The organism is Pseudomonas spartinae, assembly GCF_965197125.1.
Lineage (GTDB): Bacteria > Pseudomonadota > Gammaproteobacteria > Pseudomonadales > Pseudomonadaceae > Aquipseudomonas > Aquipseudomonas composti_A.
This window is the reverse complement of sequence record NZ_CBDAMB010000005.1, coordinates 303,086-323,693: the sequence shown is the minus strand read 5'-3', so window position 1 is coordinate 323,693 and position 20,608 is coordinate 303,086. Positions and strand designations below refer to the sequence as shown.

Here is a 20,608-nt window from a genome sequence, read left to right as displayed (position 1 = left end):
CCTCTCCCATTTATGGGAGAGGGGCTGGGGGAGAGGACCCTTGGCACAGACATCATGCCTCCACTACCAACCTCACACCCAACCCTGCAAAGCCTGCGTGCCCTGCTCAGCGGCTTCGCCCAGATATTTCTCCAGCAACACCCGGGCTGTGGCCTGCTGGTGCTGCTGGCCATCCTTATCGGCGCACCCGATCTGCTACCTGGCGCGCTGCTCGGCGGCCTGTCCTCGACCCTGATCGCGCAGCGACGGGGTTACCCGCCTACGGACATCGCCATCGGCCTGTACGGCTACAACGGCATCCTGCTCGGCCTGCTGCTCAGCCTGAAGTTGCCTTGGACTCCGCTGTTGCCCGTGCTGATCATCGCCAGCGCAGCCCTCTCCAGCCTATTGCTGGCGCCCTGGATGCAGCGCATGCGTATACATGGCTGGCTGCCTGCTTTCACCTTTCCCTTCGTGCTGCTCGGTTGGCTGTTGCTGGCACTGATCGTCCAGCTCGAGCTGCCAGTTGCGCAGCCCAGCCATGCCCCCGAACAGCCGGAGCTGAGCGTTCTGCAGTTGATGCTCGCGGTGCTGCGCGGCCTGAGCCAGGTCATCTTTCTCGACTCACCATTGGCCGGCCTGTGCCTGTTGATCGGCTTGCGCCTGGCCGATGGGCGCACGGCACTGTGGGCGCTATTGGGGTCCGCTAGCGGCACAACCCTGGCCCTGTTCTACGGCTGGCCCGCCGAGGACGCGCTGGCGGGTGTGTACGGCTACAACGCCAGCCTCGCCGCCATCGCACTGGCGCAGGTCCACCGCTGCCCGCTGGTACCGGCCTTCGGCGTCCTCCTCGCACTGGTGCTGCAGCCGGGCTTCGGCGCCCTTGGCCTGCCCGCCCTGACCATGCCTTTCATCCTTGCCTGTTGGCTGATCAGAGCCGGCGCGCAAAGCTGCCAGCGCACAGCCCGCAACCGCAGGCCCACAAGCTGATCCCTCAAGGGGGAAACCACCACGCGATGTCATTCAATTGTCATCCCCCTGCCCTAGGGTCCTGCGCATCCAAAGTAGGAGCTACCGTGATGCATGACAATCAATTGACCGACCTTGAACGCCTGACACTGTCCCGTCGTCGCTTCATCAGCGCGGGCGCTCTGACTGGCGCCGCTCTGTTTCTTGGCGGCGGCCTGCTGGGGCGCAGCGCGCTGGCCGACGCAGTCAGTGCCAGCAGCCGCAGCCCGCTGATAGGCTTCGCCAATATCGCCGCCTCCAGCGCCGACACCATTACCCTGCCGTCCGGCTATTCGTTCAATACCCTGATCAGCTGGGGCCAGCCGCTACATGCAGGCGGCCCGGCGTTCAAGGGCGACGGCAGCAACAGCGCCGCCGAGCAGCTGCTGCAGTTCGGCGACAACACCGACGGCATGAGCCTCTTCCCCTGGCCGGGTGACGCGGATCGCGCACTGATGGCGATCAACAACGAGTACGTCAACTACCGCTACCTGCTGCCACACGGCGAGCTGCCGAAATCCGCCGAGGACGTGCGCAAGGCGCAGAATGCTGAAGGCGTGACCGTGATCGAGGTACGCCGCCAAAACGGTGCCTGGAGCTTCGTCCAGGGCTCGCCCTACAACCGCCGCATCCACGGCAACCTGCCTATCGAAGTCAGTGGCCCGGCCCGCGGTCACGACCTGCTCAAGACCAAGGCCGACCCGGCCGGCATCGAGGTGCTTGGCACCTTCCAGAACTGCTCCAGCGGTCAGACCCCGTGGGGCACCTACCTGACCTGCGAAGAGAACTTCAGCGACTGCTTCGGTAGCAACGACGCCAACCTGCAGTTCAGCGACGATCAGAAGCGCTTCAGCGTCGAGCACGACAGCGGCGAAAACCAGTGGCACCACTTCGATCCGCGTTTCGATCTGGCCCAGAACCCGAACGAGCTGAACCGCCACGGCTGGATCGTCGAAATCGACCCCTTCGACCCAACCTCCAAGCCGATCAAGCGCACCGCCCTGGGCCGCTTCAAGCACGAGAACGCGGCGCTCACCACCACCCGTGATGGCCGCGTGGTGGTGTACATGGGCGACGACGAGCGTGGCGAGTTCATCTACAAGTTCATCACCCGCGACCGCCTGAACCGCAGCGACGCCAAGGCCAACCGGCATATCCTCGACCACGGCACCTTGTACGTCGCCCAGTTCGATGCTGGTAATGGCGACGCCGACCAGCCGCGCGGCCAGGGCCGCTGGATCGAGCTCAGCGCCGGCAAGAACGGCCTGACTGCGGCAAACGGCTTCGCTGACCAGGCCGAGGTGGTGATTCGTGCACGCCAGGCCGGTACCCTGGTTGGCGCCACCCGCATGGATCGCCCCGAGTGGATCACCGTCAGCCCGCAGGACGGCCAGGTCTATTGCACCCTGACCAACAACAGCAAGCGCGGCGAGGACGGCCAGCCCGTCGGCGGCCCCAACCCGCGCGCCAACAACCTCTACGGGCAGATCCTGCGCTGGCGCGAAGCGGCCGATGACGCCGCGGCCGACACCTTCGCCTGGGACCTGTTCGTGGTTGCCGGCAACCCGGTGGTGCATCCCGGCACGCCCGAGGCAGGCAGCCACGCAATCAACGCCGACAACATGTTCAACAGCCCTGACGGCGTCGGTTTCGATGGCGGCGGTCGCTTGTGGATCCAGACCGACGGCAAGTACAGCAACGAGGGCGACTATGCCGGCATGGGCAACAACCAGATGCTCTGCGCCGACCCGCAAAGCGGCGAGATCCGCCGTTTCATGGTCGGCCCTGTGGGCTGCGAAATCACCGGCCTGGCCTTCTCGCCGGACTACCGCACGATGTTCGTCGGCATCCAGCACCCTGGCGAAGCGGGCGGCTCGTCCTTCCCCGACCACCAGCCCGGCGTGCATCCGCGTTCGAGCGTGGTGACCATCACCCGTAAAGACGGCGGCGTGATCGGCGCCTGACGCCGGCAGCGGCATACGACGCGAGCCCTGCGCAGGCTCGCGTCGTTAATACCACCAGAAATGCCCTATAGTCGTGATGCCTGCCGCAAGGCTGCCACTGGACGACGCACGCATGAAAGGATGGATTCTAGGCCTGAGCCTGCAATTGCTGGCCACACCACTGCTGGCTGGTGAAGTGACGACAGTGATCGGGCCGGTGGAGCAGATCGAAGTCCTCGAGATCAGCCAGGGCCCCAATACGGCCGTGGACAACTGCCAGGAATACAGCGTGACAGCAGAGGAAGTCGCCGACTTCCTGCGCCACGCCATCGTCATCACTCACCGCCAGGAACACGACTGGTACCTCTACGGCCCCTGCTACGCCAGTGGCACGCTGACCAGTCGCTACGGCCAATGGCACTGGCTGCTGCGCAACATGGGCACCGGCTGGCTGACGGCCGTCACCGGCGAGACCTTCGTGCTCGCTGATCCACGGCAGGAGTCGTCGCTGGGAGACGATTAACCTGACAACGGCCTGTTGAGGCGTTTCAGGAGAAACTGCCCTCGTCTCCGCGGCGTCTGATCCACCGCTCGCGCACGCTCAACCAGGCAGGCGGCAAGACGTTTCCCCGGTACCCGATGTCGCTGCCACGACTGGCTCCGTTATCCGACCCTGCTAGCGTGCATGACCTACAGCCCTTATCGAGCGAGAACGACATGCTGCACAGCATCAAGCAAGGCATCACCCTGGACGAACTGGAACTGGCCGGCACCCTCGAGGACATCGGTGTCGAGATGCTCGAAGGTGACAACGCCATGTTCGCCCTGACCACCTTCGCCACCGAGGACGAGTCGGTCAGCGCCGGCTACTTTGGCGTGCGCCGCAGCCGCTTCCGCCTGCCCTACACCTTCCACGAGCAGGCAGTGGTAACCCTCGGCGAAGTGAAGATCACCAACGAAGCCACTGGCGAAACCGCCCACTACAAGGCCGGTGATTCCTTCTTCGTCGCCAGCGGCACCAACACCCTCTGGGAAGTCGTGAGCGACAGTTTCACCAAGCACTACCTGGCCGTCGACTGAAAACGGCAGCAGGTTACAGGCTGCGTCGCCAGCATCGCGCCACGCTGGCGACCTAACGCATCACCGCCGGCCAACCGGCCAGATCACAAAAAACAACGCTCAACCTGCTGCTGGCGATAAACGTTACCAGCGCCGAGGCGATTCCCAGCCTGGTCAGTTATATCCCGGCGGTCGAAGATCGGGCTCGCCCACTACAAAAGGCCTACGCAAGCTTTGAAAAAAGGAACCTATTTTTTATTGACCTCTGCCGCCGTTTCCGAAGAAAAACTTACCCCACTATCCGGGAGGGGTTGACCACTACAACTGTCAAATTTTCAGAGAGGCCGGGAGCGGCAAACACCGTTCGCACGGGTCTGTCACTTGCCCTCATGGCGTCGTCCTGCCTAGGCTTGCCCCTCGCATCACAAGGAGAGTCACGCCGTGGCCAAAGACCAGACCTGGCGCCAGCGCCTTTACATCATCATTTTCGAGACCAGCACGCCGGCGGCGCAGCGTTTCGACAACTGGCTGCTGGTGGCCATTCTCGCCAGTCTGATCGTGGTGATGCTCGACAGCATCGAGCGCTTTCACAACCAGTACGCAGGCATGTTCAGCGCGCTGGAGTGGTTCTTCACCGCATTGTTCGCGATCGAATATGGCTTGCGCCTGTACTGCTCGCCCAAGCCCCTGCGCTATGCCTTCAGCTTCTTCGGCCTGGTCGACCTGCTGGCCGTACTGCCCGCCATCCTGGCACTGGTGTTCGTCGACGCGCAGTACCTGATGATCGTCCGGGCCATCCGAATGGTGCGTATCTTCCGCGTGCTCAAGCTGCGCCACTACCTGACCCAGGCCAATTTCCTGCTGGTGGCGCTACGTGGCAGCAAGCAGAAGATCGTCGTCTTTCTGGTCAGCGTTTCTACCCTGGTCACAGTGTTCGGTGCGCTGATGTACGTGGTCGAAGGCCCTGCCCACGGCTTTACCAGCATTCCCACCAGCATCTACTGGGCAGTGGTGACGCTGACCACCGTGGGTTTCGGTGACATCACGCCGAAGACCCCGCTGGGCCAGATGCTGGCGACGATGGTGATGATTACCGGTTACTCGATCATCGCCGTACCGACCGGCATCTTCACCGCCGAGCTGGCCAATGCCATGCGCCAGGACGGCTTGCTGGAGCACGACTGCCCGCACTGCCGCAAGAATCGCCACGAGCACAGCGCAGCGTTCTGCAGCCGTTGTGGTGGACCATTGTTCAGCAGACAGGCCGAGCCATCACCGTCGGCGCAAAGCACGCCTGAAACAGACTGAAGCAAAACCGATCGGCCATCGCGTGGTCATAACGTCGCCCTGTGGGCTATAAAGCCCGACTTTTTAGCTGAAGGAAGCGCGCCATGGCCGTTACCACCAATGAATCCACGGCACCCGCCAAGGCTGCCTGGATCGGCCTGATTCTGGGTCCATTGTTACTGCTCGTCTGCCTGGTCACCGAGCCGCCAGCCGGCCTTTCCAGCACGGCCTGGGCCACCATCGGTCTGACCCTGCTGATGGCCACCTGGTGGTCGACCGAAGCGATCCCGATCCCGGCCACTTCGCTGCTGCCGATCCTGTTGATCCCGGCGTTGGGCATCGACAGCCTCAATGCCGCCACTGCGCCCTACGCCAACCCGACCATCTACCTGTTCCTCGGTGGTTTCGTGCTGGGCCTGGCCATGGAGCGCTGGAACCTGCATAAACGCATCGCCCTGATGACGCTGCTGGCCATGGGCAGCAAGCCGAGCAAGCAGATCGCCGGCTTCATGATGGCCACAGCCTTTCTCAGCATGTGGGTGAGCAACACCGCCACCACCATCATGATGCTGCCCATCGGCCTTTCGGTGATCGGCATGCTCACCAGCGAGAAGAACACCGGCGAGGCCGAGCGTGAACGCTTCGCCACTGCACTGCTGCTGGCGATTGCCTATGCCGCCAGTGTCGGCGGTATCGCCACGCTGATCGGCACCCCGCCGAACGCCCTGCTCGCCGCTTTCCTCGCCGAGAACTATGACGTGCAGATCGGCTTCGGCCAGTGGATGCTGCTCGGCGTACCAGTGGCGGTGATCATGCTGGCGTTCATCTGGTGGTGGCTGACCCGTGGCGGCTTCAACCTGGCCGGGCATGACAGCACGCAGCTGATTCGCGGCGAACTGGCCGAACTCGGTCCGCTGAGCCGTGGCGAGAAGCTGGTGGCCATGGTGTTCGTCGCCACCGCACTGGCCTGGGTGTTCCAGCCGTTGATCTCTGATTGGGTGCCCGGTGTCAATGACACCAGCATCGCTATCGCCGCGGCACTGGCGCTGTTCATCATTCCGGTGGACACCAAACAGCGCGTATTCCTGATGAACTGGGAAAGCGCCAGCAAGCTGCCCTGGGGCGTACTGCTGCTGTTCGGCGGCGGCCTGTCGCTGGCGGGGGTGATTCGCAGCACCGGCCTGGCCGAATGGATTGCGCAGAGCCTCGGAGCCCTGGGCGCCCTGCCAGTCATCGCGATGATCGGCGTAGTGGTGCTGGTGATTATCTTCCTCACCGAAGTCACCTCCAACACCGCCACCGCAGCAGCCTTCCTGCCGCTGCTCGGCGCGCTGGCCGTGTCGCAGGGCATGCCGGCCGAGCTGCTGGCGATTCCTGCCGCCATCGCCGCCAGCTGCGCCTTCATGATGCCGGTGGCGACGCCGCCCAACGCCATCGTGTTCGGCACCGGGCACATGAAGATACAGTCGATGATCAGGGCGGGCTTCGCCCTCAACCTGTTCGGTGTGGTGCTGGTGACGGTGATCAGCTACCTACTGGTGGGCATGATCTGGGCGCATTGAGCATGGATCGCACCAACAAGAACGGCGCCTTCGGGCGCCGTTTTTTATGGTGCGTCGCTTTTGTCGAGGGGAAGATACGATTGATACCGGACCTTTCCCAAACTATTCGAAGCGCCTTAAAAAATACTGTCCCAGCTCCGGGTGGTAAATGCGCTGACAGCTATATATTCACCGCTCCAGGACTTGAACGTCAGCGTGCCATTAAAGTCCGGATAGACCGTCTTCTTTTCATTCAACAACCACAGTTGCACATTTTCAATCGGTTTCGAGGTGACTTTCAAATCGCCACTCTCTGGCGCCATATGCGGCAAGCTATAAACAGCGCGCTTTAACTGCCCGCGATAGCGGTAAATCATCGGACTGCGATAATCCTGCGTTTTTGGCCGGTAATACTGGTTGTAACCAACAATGCTGACTTCATTGCCACTAAAGCTGACGAACATGAAATTGGGGGTTTCGCTGGTAATCAGGCTGTTATCCGCCAGCATTCTCGATACATCTTCACGACTTAACAGGCTGTTATCCCTGCGGTCGAGGCCGGTGTAAACATGAAGACCCTGCAGATCAGTCATGGCTTTCAACAACAGCTCTTTCGAGGGCGTCGGGTGCATCCAGCGCACCGAACGAGACGTACAACCGCTGACAATTAACAAAATGATCAGACATATCGCTAACCGGCCGGCGGTAGCGGGGGTTACATACGAAGATCTCAGCACAGCACCAGTCCTCGCGGTTGTAATTGCAGATTGAGTTGCTCGATTTTGGGCTGCTCAGTGATGACGCAGATGAAACGCGGATTTTCATGCAAATAGACGTTGCCATCACGCTGCAGCATACCGACCTCCAGCAATTGCAACCCGGCCTGTTGTAATTGCTGCTGCAACACCGGCAGATAAAAACCACCGGCGTCATACAGGAACGCTTCACGACTGATGTCCTGAACCGGAAAGCCCTGCTCATCATAAAGACTGTCGGTAGACAAGGTAATACCGGCCTGCTGAACCGGTGCCAATGCATTTAATCCATCAACACCCCAAGGATCAAACTCCTTCCATTCGACATAACAAAGATAACGCTCACCCAACAGTGCATCCAGCCAATAGAGTTGCTTATACTCCCCCTGCCGCTCATCAACCGCAGGCACTGCAGTATATTTTTCCGAGAACCCCGGAATGGCTTGCGCCAAAGCAATTAACAGTGCTTCATCACTCATGCTTTATCCTTTTAGCTTATGTAGGTGAAGTGTCCTTACTCTTTTAAGTTGCTGAAGCGACTAGCCAATCATTACGGCAGAGGAATAGGCGGCTATGTGAACCGCCGTGCATCCAGAAGAGGCTGACGGATAAATGGAAAACGGCGCCAGAGGCGCCGTTGAAAGGCCAAAACAGATGCCTCACCGAGATTGGTAGTGCCGGTACAGCCCTGGCGGAATGCCCGAGCTGTCGGTTTCCTGCCACGGCCCGCCGGCCTGCGAAGACCAGCTCCAGCCGCCGTCCCAGCGATAGAAGACGCGCTCGCGGTAGTACAGGTCGCGCGCCCCTTCGACCACGTAGACGCCCAGACCCGGATTCCAATGACTCTTGACCCCGGGTGGTGGCGCATAGCGCGGATGCGATGGCTGCTGCACCGGCGGCAGCTCACCCACCGGCGCACTCGGCTGCTGCAAAACGCAGCCACTGAGGCCAAGCCCGAATGCGCAGACCAGGACCAGGCGCTTCACTGGGCCTGCCCGTCGCGGCTGTCGATCAACAGCGTCTGCACGTCACGAGCGGTGTTGGCAACTGGGCCGGTCTTGCCGCTCCACTCGCCCTGGGTGGCATTGCCAGCGCGGGAAACGCGGGCGACCAGCTGTACCTGGTCGAATCGGGAAATCTTCAGTTCGGGCATCATCGCATCCACGTCGGAGAGGCTGACTTGCGCCGGCAGGTCGGAGACCTTCAGGCGTTTGACCGCCAGCGGCATCGGCGGGCCGCTGAGGGCGCGAGCGAAGACGAATACGGCATCGTCCGGCTGCACGCTCTTCTGCACCTCGGGCGACAGCGACACGCTGACCTCCAGCGCCTGCACCTTGGCCTCCGGCGCTGCAGCCGTGCTCGGCTGCTCCCCCTCACCCAGTTGCTGACGGGCGCGTTCGATGCCGCCGACAATGGCCGCGCGGGACGGATCCTGCTCCGGCAACACGGCGACCAGGCGCTCCCAGTAACGCACTGCATCAGCATAGCGCTGACTTTCATAGGCCGCGATGCCGAGCAGGCCAAGGCTGGTGACCTCCTGCGGGTCCGCCTTGAGCGCCTCGTCGGTGATTGCCTGGAGTTGCTCGTTCCACTGTTTGCCTTCGGCAAAATACAGCGCCTGCGCCCACTGACCGAGCAGCTCCGGGGCACGCCCGGCAATCTGCACGGCGCGTTCGAACGCCTTGGCGGCGTCGCCGGCACGCTCCTGCGCCATGTAGGTACGCCCCAGGAAGTACCAGGCTTCGGCCGAATCCGGCTGCTGCTTGACGGTCTGCTCCAGGCGCGCGGTCATCTCCTCGATGCTCTGCGGCTGCATGGCCGCCAGCTGACGGGTCTGCTCGACCTGATCGAGCGCGCCCCAGTGCAGGTACAGGGCCACGCCCAGCACCGGGACCAGCAGCGCCGACACCAGCGGAATCTTGCCGCCGAGCACGCTGCTGCGGCGCTGCACGCCTTCGGTGTCATCGAGCAGCTCGCGCGCGGCCTCGGCGCGACCGGCCTCCAGCTGCGCATCATCGAGCACGCCAGCCTGGCGCTGGACTTCCAGCTCCTGCAGGCGCTCCTGATAGAGAGTGACATTGAGTGCGGTGCGGTCTTCTTCGGCCTGCAGCTTGCGAATGCGCAGCACCGGAATCAGCAGAAACGCCAGGGCGGTCAGCAACAGCAGCCCGGCGGGCAACCAGAAATCGATCATCGGTCTTTCTTGTCCTGAGAGGCTTGGTCGAGCAGTGCGGCGAGGCGCGCCTGCTCATCGACGGAGAGGCCTACGGCCGAACGGTTTTTCTGCTGCCCACGACGGCGCAGGACGATCACCCCTAGCACGCCAAAACCCAGCACCAGCAGGCCGGCAGGGCCGTACCAGAGCAGCAGCGTGCGACTGGTCAGCGGCGGTTTGTAGAGCACGAAGTCACCGTAACGCGCGACCAGGAAATCGATGATCTCATCATTGCTCTTGCCCGCTTCGAGCATGCGGTAGATCTCGTTGCGCAGGTCCATGGCGATCGGCGCATCGGAGTCGGCGATGTTCTGGTTCTGGCACTTCGGGCAACGCAGCTCTTCGACCAGGTTGCGATAACGCTGGCGTTCAGCCTCGTTGGCAAACTCGAAGGTATCGATGGCGGCATGCGCGCTGGCCAACAGGCCCAGCGCCAGACCGGCGGAAATCAGCAAACGCTTCATGGCTGGGCCTCGTCGACCAGTTGCTGATAGACCGGCGCCAGTTGCTCACGCCAGATGCGCTCGTCGATGGCGCCGACGTACTTGTGACGAATGATGCCCTTGGCGTCAATGAAGAAGGTTTCCGGCGCACCGTACACGCCCAGGTCCAGACCGAGGCTGCCTTTGGCATCCTCGATATTGAGCTGGTAGGGGTTGTGCAGGTCACGCAGCCACTTCTGCGCCGGCTCGAGCTGATCCTTGTAGTTGATGCCGTGGATCACCACGCCGGCTTCGGCCAGTTTGTTCAGTACCGGGTGCTCGTGCCGGCAGGCCGGGCACCAGGTGGCCCAGACGTTGACCAGCGCCGGCTTACCCTTGAGATCGTCCTGGGTCAGGGTGCGCGACGGATCGGTTACCGAGGGCAGGCTGAAGGCCGGAAACGGCTTGCCGATCAAAGCCGAAGGCAGCTCGGACGGGTCGAGGAACAGGCCGCGATAAAGGAACACGGCAATCGCCAGAAAGGCCAGCAGCGGCAACAGCAGCAGCAAACGTCTCATGCGTTGGCCTCCTGCATGCCCAGGGCTTCGCGCACGCGGGTTCTGACCTTGATCCGGTAGCGCTTGTCAGCCGCGGCGAGGAAGCCGCCGAAGGCCATCAACAGACCGCCGAGCCAGATCCAGCGCACGAAGGGTTTGATATGAATGCGCACGGCCCAGGCGCCCTGCTCCAGCGGCTCCCCCAAGGCAACGAACAGATCGCGGGTGAAACCGGCGTCGATGCCCGCCTCGGTCATGGTCGACTGCTGCACGGTGTACAGACGCTTCTCCGGGTGCAGCACCTTGATCTGCCGCTCGCCATCGAAGACCCGCACCGTCCCCTTGTCGGAGATGAAATTGGGCCCTTCGTGGTGCACCGCGCCTTCGAACTGGAAGCGATAGCCCGCCAGTTCCACCGATTCACCCGGCGCCATGCGCAGGTCGCGCTCGTAGCTGCCCAGGCTGGTGAGCACCACACCCAGGGCGCATACGGCAAACCCCAGGTGTGCCATCTGCATGCCCCAGTAGCTGCGGGTCAGGCTCGGCAGGCCCTTGATCAGGCCCTTGTGGCGCGTCTTGTCGAGAATGTCGCGCCCCCCGGCCAACACCACCCAGAAGGCCAGCAGGCAGACCGCCAGCACAGCCCAGTGGAAATCGCCATGCACGAAGGTGGCGATCAGCGCCAGCACTACGCTGGCGATCAGCACCGGAGCGAGCATGCGCCCCAGCCAAGTCAGCGGGGTGTCCTTCCAGCGCACCAGTACACCGACAGCGATCACCGCCATCAGCAGCGCCATCAACGGCAGGAACAGCGCGTTGAAATAAGGCGGGCCGACCGACAGCTTGGCGCCGGTCAGGGCATCGAGCACCAGCGGGTAGAGGGTACCGAGCAGGATCATCGCGGCCGAAACCACCAACACAATGTTGTTGACCAGCAGCAGCGTTTCACGCGACCACAGGCCAAAACCGACCTGACTCCTGACCACCGGTGCCCGCACGGCGAACAACGCCAGCGAGCCGCCGACCACCACCAGCAGGAAGGCGAGGATGAACACGCCGCGCTCCGGATCCGTGGCAAAAGCATGTACCGAGGTCAGCACGCCGGAGCGCACCAGGAAGGTCCCGAGCAGGCTGAGGGAGAACGCGGCGATGGCCAGCAGTACGGTCCAGCTCTTGAACACGCCACGTTTCTCGGTCACCGCCAGCGAGTGAATCAGCGCGGTGCCCACCAGCCAGGGCATGAAGGAGGCATTCTCTACCGGGTCCCAGAACCACCAGCCGCCCCAGCCGAGCTCGTAGTAGGCCCACCAGGAGCCGAGGGCAATACCGATGCCGAGGAAGGCCCAGGCGATGATGGTCCAGGGCCGCGACCAGCGCGCCCAGGCGGCGTCGAGTTTACCGCCGAGCAGCGCGGCAATGGCGAAGGCGAAGGCCACGGAGAAACCGACGTAGCCCATGTACAGCATCGGCGGATGCACGATCAGGCCGAAGTCCTGCAACAAGGGGTTGAGGTCGCGACCATCGGTCGGAGCATTCGGCAGCAGGCGCTCGAAGGGGTTGGAAGTGACGATCAGAAACAGCAGGAAGCCGACGCTGATCATGCCCATCACCGACAGCACGCGGGCGAGCATCTCTTCCGGCAGGTGGCGCGAGAAGATTGCCACGGCGAAGGTCCAGCCAGCCAGGATCAATGCCCACAGCAGCAAGGAACCTTCGTGCGCGCCCCACACCGCGCTGAATTTGTAGTACCAGGGCAGCGCCGTGTTGGAGTTGTTGGCCACGTAGGCGACGGAGAAATCGTCGACCATGAAGGCATAGGTCAGGCACAGGAAGGAGAACAGCAGAAAGGCGAACTGCCCCCAGGCAGCCGGCTGCGCCAGGCTCATCCACTGGTGGTCACCACGCCAGGCACCGATCAGCGGCAGAGTCGCCTGTACCAGGCACAGACACAGGGCCAGGATCATCGCCAGATGGCCGAGCTCGGGGATCATTGCGCGCTCTCCTGCTGATAACCCTGTTTGGCGGCCTTGGCCTCATTGTGCTTCTGCATCATTCCGCTCTTTTCCAGTGCCTGCATGACTTCAGGCGGCATGTAGTTCTCGTCGTGCTTGGCCAGCACCTCGTCGGCCACCAGCACACCCTGTTCATTGACCCGACCGAGGGCGACGATGCCCTGCCCTTCACGGAACAGGTCCGGCAGGATGCCGCTGTAGCGAATGGTCACACCGTGCGCGCCATCGGTGACGACGAAGTCCACCTCCAGCGAATCGGCGGAACGCTTCAGCGAGCCCTCTTCCACCAGACCGCCGGCGCGAATGCGCGTATCGACCGGCGCCTCGCCATTGGCGATCTGGCTCGGGGTGTAGAACAGGTTGATGTTCTCCTGCAGTGCGGTCAGCGCCAGCGCCACGGCGATGCTGACGCCGCAGAGGATGGCCAGAATGATGTACAGACGTTTCTTGCGAACCGGATTCACTTCGACTTCTCCCGGCGCAAACGGCGCGCCTCGTCTTGCAGGTAACGGCGACGGGCCAGAATCGGCAGCGCCACATTCAATGCCAGGATTGCCAGGCTGATGCCGTAGGCGCTCCAGACATATGCGCCATGGGTGCCCATGGCGAGAAACTCGGAGAACGAGGAAAAGCTCATGCCTTGCCCTCCACCAGATTCTGCACTTCGGCTTTCACCCAGCTGCTGCGCGCTTCGCGCTTGAGCACTTCCAGGCGCATGCGATAAAGCAGTACGGCACCGAAGAAGCAGTAGAACCCCAGCACCGCGAGTAGCAACGGCAGCCACATTTCCACCGGCATGGCCGGCTTTTCGGTGATCTTGAAAGTGGCGCTCTGGTGCAGCGAGTTCCACCACTCCACCGAGTACTTGATGATCGGGATGTTGACCACACCGACGATGGCCAGTACCGCGCAAGCCTTGGCAGCGCTGTCGCGGTTGCTGATGGCATTGCCCAGGGCGATGACACCGAAATAAAGAAACAGCAGGATCAGCATGGAGGTCAGCCGCGCATCCCAGACCCAGTAGGTACCCCAGGTCGGCTTGCCCCAGATGGCACCGGTCAACAGCGCGATGGCGGTCATCCAGGCACCGATGGGCGCAGCTTGCTGCAGCGCGACGTCGGCCAGTTTCATCTTCCACACCAGACCAACCAGGCCGGCAATGGCCAGCATCACGTAGATGGACTGAGCGAGAAAGGCGGCAGGAACGTGGATGTAGATGATGCGAAAGCTGTTGCCCTGCTGGTAGTCCGGTGGCGCGAACGCCAGGCCCCAGACCAGACCGGCGACGATCAGCAACACCGCAGCGATGCTGAGCCAGGGCAGCCAGCGGCCGCTCATCTCATAGAACCACTTGGGCGAACCCCATTTGTGAAACCACGTCCAGTTCATGCTCGACTCATTATTCAGGCCTGATCCGGCGGTTATCCGGTTCAGATGTCAGTCACGGTTCGTTGTTATTCGCCGACGCTGATGGTCAGACCGGCGGCAATCGCAAAAGGTGTCAGGGTCACCGCCAAAGCAGTGAGGCTGGCCAGCCATAACAGATGACCGGTCGCCGGCAATCCTTGCAGGGCCGCCTGCAACGCCCCGCTGCCAAGAATCAGCACCGGGATGTACAGCGGCAGAATCAGCAGCGCCAGCAGCAGACCGCCGCGCTTGAGACCGACGGTGAGCGCCGCGCCCACCGCACCGAGCAGGCTCAGCACCGGAGTGCCGAGCAGCAGGGATATCAGCAGCACTGGCAGGCAACGCCCGGGCAAACCGAGCATCAGCGCTAGCAAAGGCGCCAGCAAAACCAGCGCCAGACCACTGAACAGCCAGTGTGCCAGCACCTTGGCCAACACCAGAAGAGGCAGGGGGTGCGACGAAAGGACCCACTGTTCGAGCGAGCCATCTTCGAAATCACTGCGGAAAAGCCCGTCCAGCGAGAGCAGCACGGCCAAAAGCGCCGCCACCCAGACCAGGCCGGGAGAAAGGGTTTGCAACAATTGCGTCTCCGGCCCCACCGCCAGCGGAAACAGGGCGATGACGATGGCGAAGAACACCAGGGGGTTGGCCAGGTCGGATGGACGGCGCGCCAACAGGCGCATCTCGCGCGACAGCAGCTGAGTGAAGACATTGCTCATGCGGCGTACTGCCCCAGATCCAGATCGCGATAAGTCGCCGGCTTGTGCTGCAGGCTGTGGTGGGTGGTCAGCACCACCACGCCGCCGCGCTCGCAATGGGCGGCCAGATGCGCTTCGAGCTGCGCCACACCGCCCTTGTCCAGCGCAGTGAAGGGCTCATCGAGCACCCACAACGGCGGCGTATCGGCAAGGTACAGACGCGCCAGGGCCACACGACGCTGCTGGCCGGCCGACAAGGTATGACAGGGGACGTCCTCGAAACCACGCAGGCCGACTGCCTCCAGCGCCTGCCAGATCGCCTCGCGGCTGGCCGGGCGATGCAGCGCGCAGAGCCAGGCCAGGTTCTCTTCGGCAGTCAGCAAGCCCTTGATGCCAGCGGCATGACCAATCCACAGCAGGTTGCGCGCCAGTTCGCTGCGTTGCTCGGACAAGGTCTTGCCCTGCAACAGGATGTCACCGGAGGTCGGCTGGCGCAGGCCGGCGACCAGCCGCAGCAGACTGGTCTTGCCACTACCGTTGGGCCCGCTGATCTGCAGCATGTCACCGCCATCGAGACGAAAGGCCAGTTGCTCGAAGAGCATGCGCCAATCCCGCTCACAGCTGAGCGCCACGGCTTCTAGAAGGGGAACGGGACGGGTCATCGATACCTGGCAGGGTTAAAGTCGACGGTGCTCCGGCCGCTATACTGACGCGTGCCGGAGGTACTATGCGCAGCGGGGCGGCATTATACATGGCGCGCCGCTGTCCCCGCAGTCAGCATTTTCGACAGGGTGTGAATCGCGTAGGCTGGGCCATGCGCGCCAGCAGTCGAAACCACTGCACAAGGTACAGCCTACGGCACCAGCACAGGACGGAGCCTCACCAAAGCCCATGAGCGAAATCAGCAGTCCACGCCCGCTCCCCCCTGCGGTTCCCGTCATCCGTAACACGGCGACGGCCGCCGATATGGCCGTGCGCCTGCTGCAACCGCTGGAAGGCATGCTGGCCGCCGGCGAAAGCGCCAAGGCCGAAGTGATAGCCGTGCGCGAGCAGGCACAGAGCTTTCAGTTGCTGCTCAAGCTAACCCTGGAAGGCGGCCGCCAGGCCACCGTGCAGGCCGACAGTTCGAGGCCGCTGGCCCAAGGCACGGCCCTGACCGTGACCGCCCTTTCCGATACGCGCCTGAGCGTGTTGCTGCAACCGGGTAGCGACAAGGCCCTGACCCAGCTCGACCTGCAGCAGCTGCCACCCGGCACGCTGGTGCAGGGCAAGGTCGTCAGCAACGCCCCAATGCCCGCGCCAAACGCGCAGAACGCGCAGACGATCTATCGCCTGGTGGTCAACCTGCTCAACACACCGCTGGCGGGCAACAAACTGGCCATCGACAGCCCCTTGAACCTGCCGCTCGGCAGCCTGCTCAGCGCCCAGGTGCAAGGCAGCCAGAGCCTGGCGTTTCTGCCGCTCAGTGGCCGCCTGGACCAGCTGGTTCTAGGTCAACAGCTGGCCGCTCAACAGAACCGCCAGGCCTCGCTGGAGGGCCTCTTCAAAGGCCTGCAAGGGTTGGCTGGTGCTGACGAGGCGCTGCGCGGCAGTGTCGACAAGCTACTCGGCGCCCTGCCCGACAGCAGCCAACTCAGTACCGCCAAGGGCCTGGCACAGGCACTCGAGGGCAGCGGTCTGCTATTGGAGGCCAAGCTGCTGCAAGGCCAGACCAGCGGCCTGGCGCAGGACCTCAAGGCCAACCTGCTACGCCTGATCGCACAACTGGCCCCGCAGCTGCCTGGCGGCGCTGGCTCCCTGGCCGGGCTGCAGAACGCGCTCAATCAGAACCTGCCGAACCTGGCCAGGCAACTGCTCGGCGTCAATGCCAACGGCACGGCCCGCCAGCAGGCCCTGACCTTCCCCCTGCCCTCGCGGCTGCTGCAGAACATGGATGGCGAAGCCGACCTGGAAACCCTGCTCAAGCTCGCTGCTTCTGCCATATCAAGGCTGCAGACCCATCAATTGTCGAGCCTGGCGCAGACTCAGGTAGACGCCAACGGCAACCAGTTGACCACCTGGCAGCTGGAACTGCCGATGCGCCATCAGCAGGAGGTGATTCCGCTGCAGATCAAGCTGCAGCGCGAGGAGCAGAACGCCAAGGGCGAGAAGAACGAAACCAAGGAACCACTGTGGCGGATCGATCTGGCCTTCGACCTCGCTCACCTTGGCCCGCTGCAGGTTCGTGCGCAGCTGCTGCGCGGCAGCCTGTCCAGCCAGCTCTGGGCCGAGCGTGCCGACACGGCATCGCTGATCAGCGCCGAACTGGGCAACCTGCGTGAGCGTCTGCAGGCCGCAGGTCTGGAAGTGGGCGAGCTGGCCTGCAGCCAGGGCATGCCCCCACAGGGGCCAAAAACCTCGCTGGAGCAACGCTGGGTGGATGAAACCGCATGAGCCGCAAGCAGCAGCAACCTCAGGCCCGCCAAGCCATCGCCCTCAATTACGACGGGCAGAGCGCCCCTGTACTCAGCGCCAAAGGCGATGACGAACTGGCTGAAGCCATTCTCGCCATTGCCCGTGAATACGAAGTCCCGATCTACGAGAACGCTGAACTGGTACGCCTGCTCGCGCGCCTGGAACTCGGTGATGCGATTCCAGAATCACTGTATCGCTGCATTGCCGAAATCATCGCCTTCGCCTGGTACCTCCAGGGCAAGACACCGCCCGGCTTTACGGCGGATGCCGAGCGCGACGTCACCCCGCCGCTGCCGTTGCTCAAGGGCCCGACCCACTGAGTATCAGTCGCTCGCCAGGCCCTGGCGTAACGCCTGTACGGACGGATAGCCAGAATGCAATGGACTGCACGCGGCACGGGCGACTATTGCAGAATTTCACGGATTCAAGAGTGCAGAGCAAAAGCCCGGCAATGATCGGCCAGGCGAACGATCGGTGACTCAGCGGCCCTGACGAGGTGCTCGACAGAGCGTCAGGGCCGGGCCGCTAGCGCGACTGCCCCGCTTTGGGCTTGTGCAGCCGACTGATCAGCTCGGCCTCGGCCGTACTCAGGCCGCAGGACTGGGTGAGATCGTCGACACTGGCGCCCATGCCTACCAGGCGAGCGGCCTGAGTGAAGGACAGACTGCTGGGGTCGCGCTGCTCGATCTGGCTCACCTTGTCCGGTAGCGGCGCCACCACTCGGCGCAGCTCATGCAGCTCTTCACCCATGCGAATGCTGCCGGTCAGGTAAGCATCCAGCCGCTTGTTCAGCTCCTTGATCCGCGCGTCGCGCACGGCGTCGCGCTTGGCCTGCTCAGCCAGCAGGCGCTGCTGGTTCCGGTACAGGCCATTGCAGGCGATGCCCAATGCCACGCATAGCAGCGCCACGAAGGCCAGGGCCGCGGCAAGCATGGCAAACTCGGACATGGCTCAGATGCTCTCCAGCTCCGACCACTCTTCCTCGGACATCATCTTGTCCAGCTCAACCAGGATCAGCAGTTCGCCATTCTTGTTGCACACGCCCTGGATGAACTTGGCCGACTCGTCGTTACCAACGTTCGGTGCCGTCTCGATCTCGGACTGACGCAGGTACACCACTTCAGCCACGCTATCGACCAGGATGCCCACCACCTGCTTGTCTGCCTCGATGATGACGATGCGGGTGTTGTCGGTAACCGGCGCCGAACCCAGGCCAAAACGCTGACGGGTATCGATCACGGTGACCACGTTGCCGCGCAGGTTGATGATGCCCAGCACATAGCTCGGCGCACCCGGCACCGGAGCAATCTCGGTGTAGCGCAGGACTTCCTGTACCTGCATCACGTTGATGCCGTAGGTCTCGTTGTCCAGGCGAAAGGTCACCCACTGCAGAATCGGATCTTCGGCACCTTGTGCAGAACTTTTCTTCATGTCCCTAGCCTCGTCAAAAACCGCTCAGTGCGGCATGCGCGGGTCGACCCGCTTATCATTAACTATAGAGCCGGTTGGCACAGGCTCACCAATTCTCAATGCACTTTTCCGCCATTCAGGCGTTTCGCGCCACCACTGGCGATCAGTTCGGCCAGCGCCTCCACGTCCAGCAACGCGCACATGTGTTCGATCACCGTGCCGGCCAACCAGGGGCGCTGCGCCCGCTGACTGCGCCATTTGACCTCGCTTGGGTCGAGGCGGATCGAGCGGCTGACCTGATGCACTGCCAGCCCCCACTCGTAGCCCTGAACCGAGATCACGTACTGCAGGCCCTCGCGGAAGTCTTCGCGGTAACGGTCCGGCATCACCCAGCGCGCCGTGTCCAGCACCTTCAGGTTACCGGCCTGGCTCGGCAGAATACCGAGGAACCACTCCGGCTGACCGAACAGCGGAGTCAGTTCCTGGCCTTCGAGCGGATAGATCGAACCCAGGCAGATCAGTGGCACGGCAAGGGTCAGCCCGGCAACGTCGAACAACAGGCACTCGAAGGGCTCCTCGGCCCAGGCCGGACGACCATCGGCCAGCAAGGCGGCTGGTTGCGGCGCCTGTTCAGCGGTCGTGGCGACCTCCGGCGGCGCCTGTTCGACGACAGGGGCCTGTACCGGTGCCAGCAACTCCACTGGAGCAACCTGCACCGGCGCCTGCGACTCGAGCACCGTGGCCAGGGCAACCGGGGCCACAACAGGTGCTACGGGTTCGAGCAGCCTGGCATCACGCACCTGCTCCTCAAGCACTGCGGCCTCGAACTCGTCGAGACTGACGGACATTTCCAGTTCAGCAGCGGCATCCTGCAGCAGACCATCGAGATAGGACTGCAGGGCGAGCTGGGAACGCGTGGCAGTGGCGAGGTTACGACTCATGACTGAAACCCGGGATAAGATCTTTACAGCCTATCGGCCGCAGCATGCTCCAACTTGAGTGACGCAGTTCAACACAGACGCGCATTTCAGGCCACCTGCGTCGCAGGCTGATGGCTGAGCAGGTGCTTGAGCAGCGCCCTGTAGGCAATCACGCCACGGCTGCCGGCATCGAACTGCGAAGGCGTGCGCCCCGCCCGACTGGCATCGCGCAAGCGCGTGTCGACCGGAATGTAAGCCGGCCACAGGTGTTCAGGATAGGAATTGCGCAGCACCCGCAGCGTGCTCATGGACGCCTGGGTACGACGGTCGAACAACGTCGGTACGATGGTGTAAGGCAAGGCCTGCTTGCGCGAACGATTGATCATCGCCAGCGTGGTGATCATGCGCTCCAGCCCCTTCACCGCGAGAAACTCGGTCTGCACCGGGATCACCAGCTGCTGACTGGCCGCCAAGGCATTGACCATCAGTACGCCAAGCAGTGGCGGGCTATCGATGATGGCGTGATCGAAATCCTCCCACAGCTGCGCCAGGCTCTTGGCGATCACCAGGCCCAGGCCGCTCTGCCCCGGCGACTGACGTTCGAGCGTGGCCAGCGCCGTGCTCGACGGCAACAGGGAGATATTCTCGTGGCTGGTACCGTGCAACAGCTGCTTGGGCAGGCCCTGCGGCACGTTGCCCTGGTGCAGGAACAAGTCGAAGCAACTGTGCTCCAGCGTATCGGGATCATGACCGAAATAACTGGTCATCGACCCATGCGGGTCAAGATCGACCACGACCACACGCTTGCCGGCATCGGCCAACAGGCCTGCCAGGGCGATGGAGGTAGTGGTCTTGCCGACCCCACCTTTCTGATTGGCTACTGCCCAGACTTTCATCTTCTCTCATCCTCCCGGCAAGAGGCGCTCAGGCCGAGAATGGCT

The 20,608-nt window shown here is 62.9% G+C and carries 24 protein-coding genes; 8 read left to right on the top strand and 16 right to left on the bottom strand.

Translation table 11 applies throughout. The features are described from left to right. Positions 1–54 precede the first annotated feature (54 nt). From ACN8M7_RS14195 to ACN8M7_RS14170, 6 genes are all read left to right on the top strand, one after another. Positions 55–969, top strand: coding sequence for an urea transporter (locus tag ACN8M7_RS14195; protein WP_490261161.1), 915 nt, complete (start codon positions 55–57; stop codon positions 967–969). Positions 970–1,058: 89 nt separating this feature from the next. Continuing rightward, complete coding sequence (locus ACN8M7_RS14190) at positions 1,059–2,951, top strand: PhoX family protein (RefSeq protein WP_490261160.1); 1,893 nt, start codon at positions 1,059–1,061, stop codon at positions 2,949–2,951. A 112-nt stretch (positions 2,952–3,063) separates the two neighbouring features. Then, a complete protein-coding gene (locus ACN8M7_RS14185) occupies positions 3,064–3,453 on the top strand; it encodes a hypothetical protein (RefSeq protein ID WP_490261159.1) in 390 nt (129 codons plus the stop codon). Between the two features lie 194 nt (positions 3,454–3,647). Next, positions 3,648–4,010: a cupin domain-containing protein gene (locus ACN8M7_RS14180; protein ID WP_061241308.1), complete on the top strand. Its 363-nt coding sequence runs from the start codon at positions 3,648–3,650 to the stop codon at positions 4,008–4,010. Positions 4,011–4,430: 420 nt separating this feature from the next. Then, positions 4,431–5,297, top strand: a complete 867-nt coding sequence (locus tag ACN8M7_RS14175) for an ion transporter (RefSeq protein WP_490261158.1) — start codon at positions 4,431–4,433, stop codon at positions 5,295–5,297. 83 nt (positions 5,298–5,380) lie between these two features. Then, on the top strand, positions 5,381–6,838 hold the full coding sequence (locus tag ACN8M7_RS14170; protein WP_490261157.1) for an SLC13 family permease: 1,458 nt from the start codon (positions 5,381–5,383) through the stop codon (positions 6,836–6,838). A 116-nt stretch (positions 6,839–6,954) separates the two neighbouring features. Here the strand turns inward: ACN8M7_RS14170 and ACN8M7_RS14165 are convergent, their stop codons facing one another. From ACN8M7_RS14165 to ccmA, 12 genes are all read right to left on the bottom strand, one after another. Next, positions 6,955–7,449: a hypothetical protein gene (locus ACN8M7_RS14165; protein WP_490261156.1), complete on the bottom strand. Its 495-nt coding sequence runs from the start codon at positions 7,447–7,449 to the stop codon at positions 6,955–6,957. Positions 7,450–7,547: 98 nt separating this feature from the next. Further along, positions 7,548–8,051 carry a DUF6630 family protein gene (locus ACN8M7_RS14160; protein ID WP_231740181.1) on the bottom strand — a complete coding sequence of 168 codons (504 nt, stop codon included), beginning with the start codon at positions 8,049–8,051 and terminating at the stop codon, positions 7,548–7,550. Between the two features lie 180 nt (positions 8,052–8,231). Beyond that, positions 8,232–8,558 carry a hypothetical protein gene (locus tag ACN8M7_RS14155; protein ID WP_490261155.1) on the bottom strand — a complete coding sequence of 109 codons (327 nt, stop codon included), beginning with the start codon at positions 8,556–8,558 and terminating at the stop codon, positions 8,232–8,234. Further along, entirely contained in the window at positions 8,555–9,766 is a 1,212-nt protein-coding gene (ccmI, locus tag ACN8M7_RS14150; protein ID WP_490261154.1) for a c-type cytochrome biogenesis protein CcmI, read from the bottom strand. The genes ACN8M7_RS14155 and ccmI overlap by 4 nt, the downstream gene beginning before the upstream one ends. After that, entirely contained in the window at positions 9,763–10,251 is a 489-nt protein-coding gene (locus ACN8M7_RS14145) for a cytochrome c-type biogenesis protein (protein ID WP_061241330.1), read from the bottom strand. The genes ccmI and ACN8M7_RS14145 overlap by 4 nt, the downstream gene beginning before the upstream one ends. Next, positions 10,248–10,787, bottom strand: a complete 540-nt coding sequence (locus ACN8M7_RS14140; RefSeq protein ID WP_490261153.1) for a DsbE family thiol:disulfide interchange protein — start codon at positions 10,785–10,787, stop codon at positions 10,248–10,250. Before ACN8M7_RS14140 ends, ACN8M7_RS14145 begins: the two co-directional genes overlap by 4 nt. Then, positions 10,784–12,757 (bottom strand): heme lyase CcmF/NrfE family subunit, encoded by a 1,974-nt coding sequence (locus ACN8M7_RS14135; protein ID WP_490261152.1) that lies wholly within the window; start codon positions 12,755–12,757, stop codon positions 10,784–10,786. The genes ACN8M7_RS14140 and ACN8M7_RS14135 overlap by 4 nt, the downstream gene beginning before the upstream one ends. Beyond that, positions 12,754–13,242: a cytochrome c maturation protein CcmE gene (gene ccmE, locus ACN8M7_RS14130; RefSeq protein ID WP_061241337.1), complete on the bottom strand. Its 489-nt coding sequence runs from the start codon at positions 13,240–13,242 to the stop codon at positions 12,754–12,756. The genes ACN8M7_RS14135 and ccmE overlap by 4 nt, the downstream gene beginning before the upstream one ends. Beyond that, positions 13,239–13,415 carry a heme exporter protein CcmD gene (gene ccmD, locus ACN8M7_RS14125; protein WP_037002829.1) on the bottom strand — a complete coding sequence of 59 codons (177 nt, stop codon included), beginning with the start codon at positions 13,413–13,415 and terminating at the stop codon, positions 13,239–13,241. Before ccmD ends, ccmE begins: the two co-directional genes overlap by 4 nt. After that, positions 13,412–14,167 carry a heme ABC transporter permease gene (locus ACN8M7_RS14120; RefSeq protein ID WP_061241339.1) on the bottom strand — a complete coding sequence of 252 codons (756 nt, stop codon included), beginning with the start codon at positions 14,165–14,167 and terminating at the stop codon, positions 13,412–13,414. The genes ccmD and ACN8M7_RS14120 overlap by 4 nt, the downstream gene beginning before the upstream one ends. Before the next feature lie 65 nt (positions 14,168–14,232). Continuing rightward, positions 14,233–14,904 (bottom strand): heme exporter protein CcmB, encoded by a 672-nt coding sequence (gene ccmB / locus ACN8M7_RS14115; RefSeq protein WP_037002833.1) that lies wholly within the window; start codon positions 14,902–14,904, stop codon positions 14,233–14,235. Continuing rightward, on the bottom strand, positions 14,901–15,545 hold the full coding sequence (gene ccmA / locus ACN8M7_RS14110; RefSeq protein ID WP_490261151.1) for a cytochrome c biogenesis heme-transporting ATPase CcmA: 645 nt from the start codon (positions 15,543–15,545) through the stop codon (positions 14,901–14,903). Before ccmA ends, ccmB begins: the two co-directional genes overlap by 4 nt. A gap of 229 nt (positions 15,546–15,774) precedes the next feature. Here ccmA and fliK point away from each other — a divergent pair, with 229 nt between their 5' ends. Beyond that, entirely contained in the window at positions 15,775–17,316 is a 1,542-nt protein-coding gene (fliK, locus tag ACN8M7_RS14105) for a flagellar hook-length control protein FliK (RefSeq protein WP_490261150.1), read from the top strand. Then, positions 17,313–17,657: an EscU/YscU/HrcU family type III secretion system export apparatus switch protein gene (locus tag ACN8M7_RS14100; RefSeq protein WP_490261149.1), complete on the top strand. Its 345-nt coding sequence runs from the start codon at positions 17,313–17,315 to the stop codon at positions 17,655–17,657. Before fliK ends, ACN8M7_RS14100 begins: the two co-directional genes overlap by 4 nt. A gap of 205 nt (positions 17,658–17,862) precedes the next feature. On the opposite strand, the gene ACN8M7_RS14095 is transcribed toward ACN8M7_RS14100, so the two are convergent. From ACN8M7_RS14095 to ACN8M7_RS14080, 4 genes are all read right to left on the bottom strand, one after another. Next, positions 17,863–18,285, bottom strand: a complete 423-nt coding sequence (locus ACN8M7_RS14095; RefSeq protein ID WP_490261148.1) for a DUF2802 domain-containing protein — start codon at positions 18,283–18,285, stop codon at positions 17,863–17,865. A gap of 3 nt (positions 18,286–18,288) precedes the next feature. Further along, complete coding sequence (locus ACN8M7_RS14090; protein ID WP_003243242.1) at positions 18,289–18,768, bottom strand: chemotaxis protein CheW; 480 nt, start codon at positions 18,766–18,768, stop codon at positions 18,289–18,291. 95 nt (positions 18,769–18,863) lie between these two features. Then, positions 18,864–19,688: a CheW domain-containing protein gene (locus ACN8M7_RS14085; protein ID WP_490261147.1), complete on the bottom strand. Its 825-nt coding sequence runs from the start codon at positions 19,686–19,688 to the stop codon at positions 18,864–18,866. An 86-nt stretch (positions 19,689–19,774) separates the two neighbouring features. After that, entirely contained in the window at positions 19,775–20,563 is a 789-nt protein-coding gene (locus ACN8M7_RS14080; protein ID WP_061241351.1) for a ParA family protein, read from the bottom strand. Between the last annotated feature and the right edge of the window lie 45 nt (positions 20,564–20,608).

Coding starts and splice junctions, on each gene's coding strand:
- ACN8M7_RS14195 (WP_490261161.1), top strand. CDS start 55: ATGCCTCCACTACCAACCTCACACCCAACCCTGCAAAGCCTGCGTGCC.
- ACN8M7_RS14190 (WP_490261160.1), top strand. CDS start 1,059: ATGCATGACAATCAATTGACCGACCTTGAACGCCTGACACTGTCCCGT.
- ACN8M7_RS14185 (WP_490261159.1), top strand. CDS start 3,064: ATGAAAGGATGGATTCTAGGCCTGAGCCTGCAATTGCTGGCCACACCA.
- ACN8M7_RS14180 (WP_061241308.1), top strand. CDS start 3,648: ATGCTGCACAGCATCAAGCAAGGCATCACCCTGGACGAACTGGAACTG.
- ACN8M7_RS14170 (WP_490261157.1), top strand. CDS start 5,381: ATGGCCGTTACCACCAATGAATCCACGGCACCCGCCAAGGCTGCCTGG.
- ACN8M7_RS14165 (WP_490261156.1), bottom strand. CDS start 7,449: ATGCACCCGACGCCCTCGAAAGAGCTGTTGTTGAAAGCCATGACTGAT.
- ACN8M7_RS14160 (WP_231740181.1), bottom strand. CDS start 8,051: ATGAGTGATGAAGCACTGTTAATTGCTTTGGCGCAAGCCATTCCGGGG.
- ccmI (WP_490261154.1), bottom strand. CDS start 9,766: ATGATCGATTTCTGGTTGCCCGCCGGGCTGCTGTTGCTGACCGCCCTG.
- ACN8M7_RS14145 (WP_061241330.1), bottom strand. CDS start 10,251: ATGAAGCGTTTGCTGATTTCCGCCGGTCTGGCGCTGGGCCTGTTGGCC.
- ACN8M7_RS14140 (WP_490261153.1), bottom strand. CDS start 10,787: ATGAGACGTTTGCTGCTGCTGTTGCCGCTGCTGGCCTTTCTGGCGATT.
- ACN8M7_RS14135 (WP_490261152.1), bottom strand. CDS start 12,757: ATGATCCCCGAGCTCGGCCATCTGGCGATGATCCTGGCCCTGTGTCTG.
- ccmD (WP_037002829.1), bottom strand. CDS start 13,415: ATGAGCTTTTCCTCGTTCTCCGAGTTTCTCGCCATGGGCACCCATGGC.
- ACN8M7_RS14120 (WP_061241339.1), bottom strand. CDS start 14,167: ATGAACTGGACGTGGTTTCACAAATGGGGTTCGCCCAAGTGGTTCTAT.
- ccmB (WP_037002833.1), bottom strand. CDS start 14,904: ATGAGCAATGTCTTCACTCAGCTGCTGTCGCGCGAGATGCGCCTGTTG.
- ccmA (WP_490261151.1), bottom strand. CDS start 15,545: ATGACCCGTCCCGTTCCCCTTCTAGAAGCCGTGGCGCTCAGCTGTGAG.
- fliK (WP_490261150.1), top strand. CDS start 15,775: ATGAGCGAAATCAGCAGTCCACGCCCGCTCCCCCCTGCGGTTCCCGTC.
- ACN8M7_RS14100 (WP_490261149.1), top strand. CDS start 17,313: ATGAGCCGCAAGCAGCAGCAACCTCAGGCCCGCCAAGCCATCGCCCTC.
- ACN8M7_RS14095 (WP_490261148.1), bottom strand. CDS start 18,285: ATGTCCGAGTTTGCCATGCTTGCCGCGGCCCTGGCCTTCGTGGCGCTG.
- ACN8M7_RS14090 (WP_003243242.1), bottom strand. CDS start 18,768: ATGAAGAAAAGTTCTGCACAAGGTGCCGAAGATCCGATTCTGCAGTGG.
- ACN8M7_RS14085 (WP_490261147.1), bottom strand. CDS start 19,688: ATGAGTCGTAACCTCGCCACTGCCACGCGTTCCCAGCTCGCCCTGCAG.
- ACN8M7_RS14080 (WP_061241351.1), bottom strand. CDS start 20,563: ATGAAAGTCTGGGCAGTAGCCAATCAGAAAGGTGGGGTCGGCAAGACC.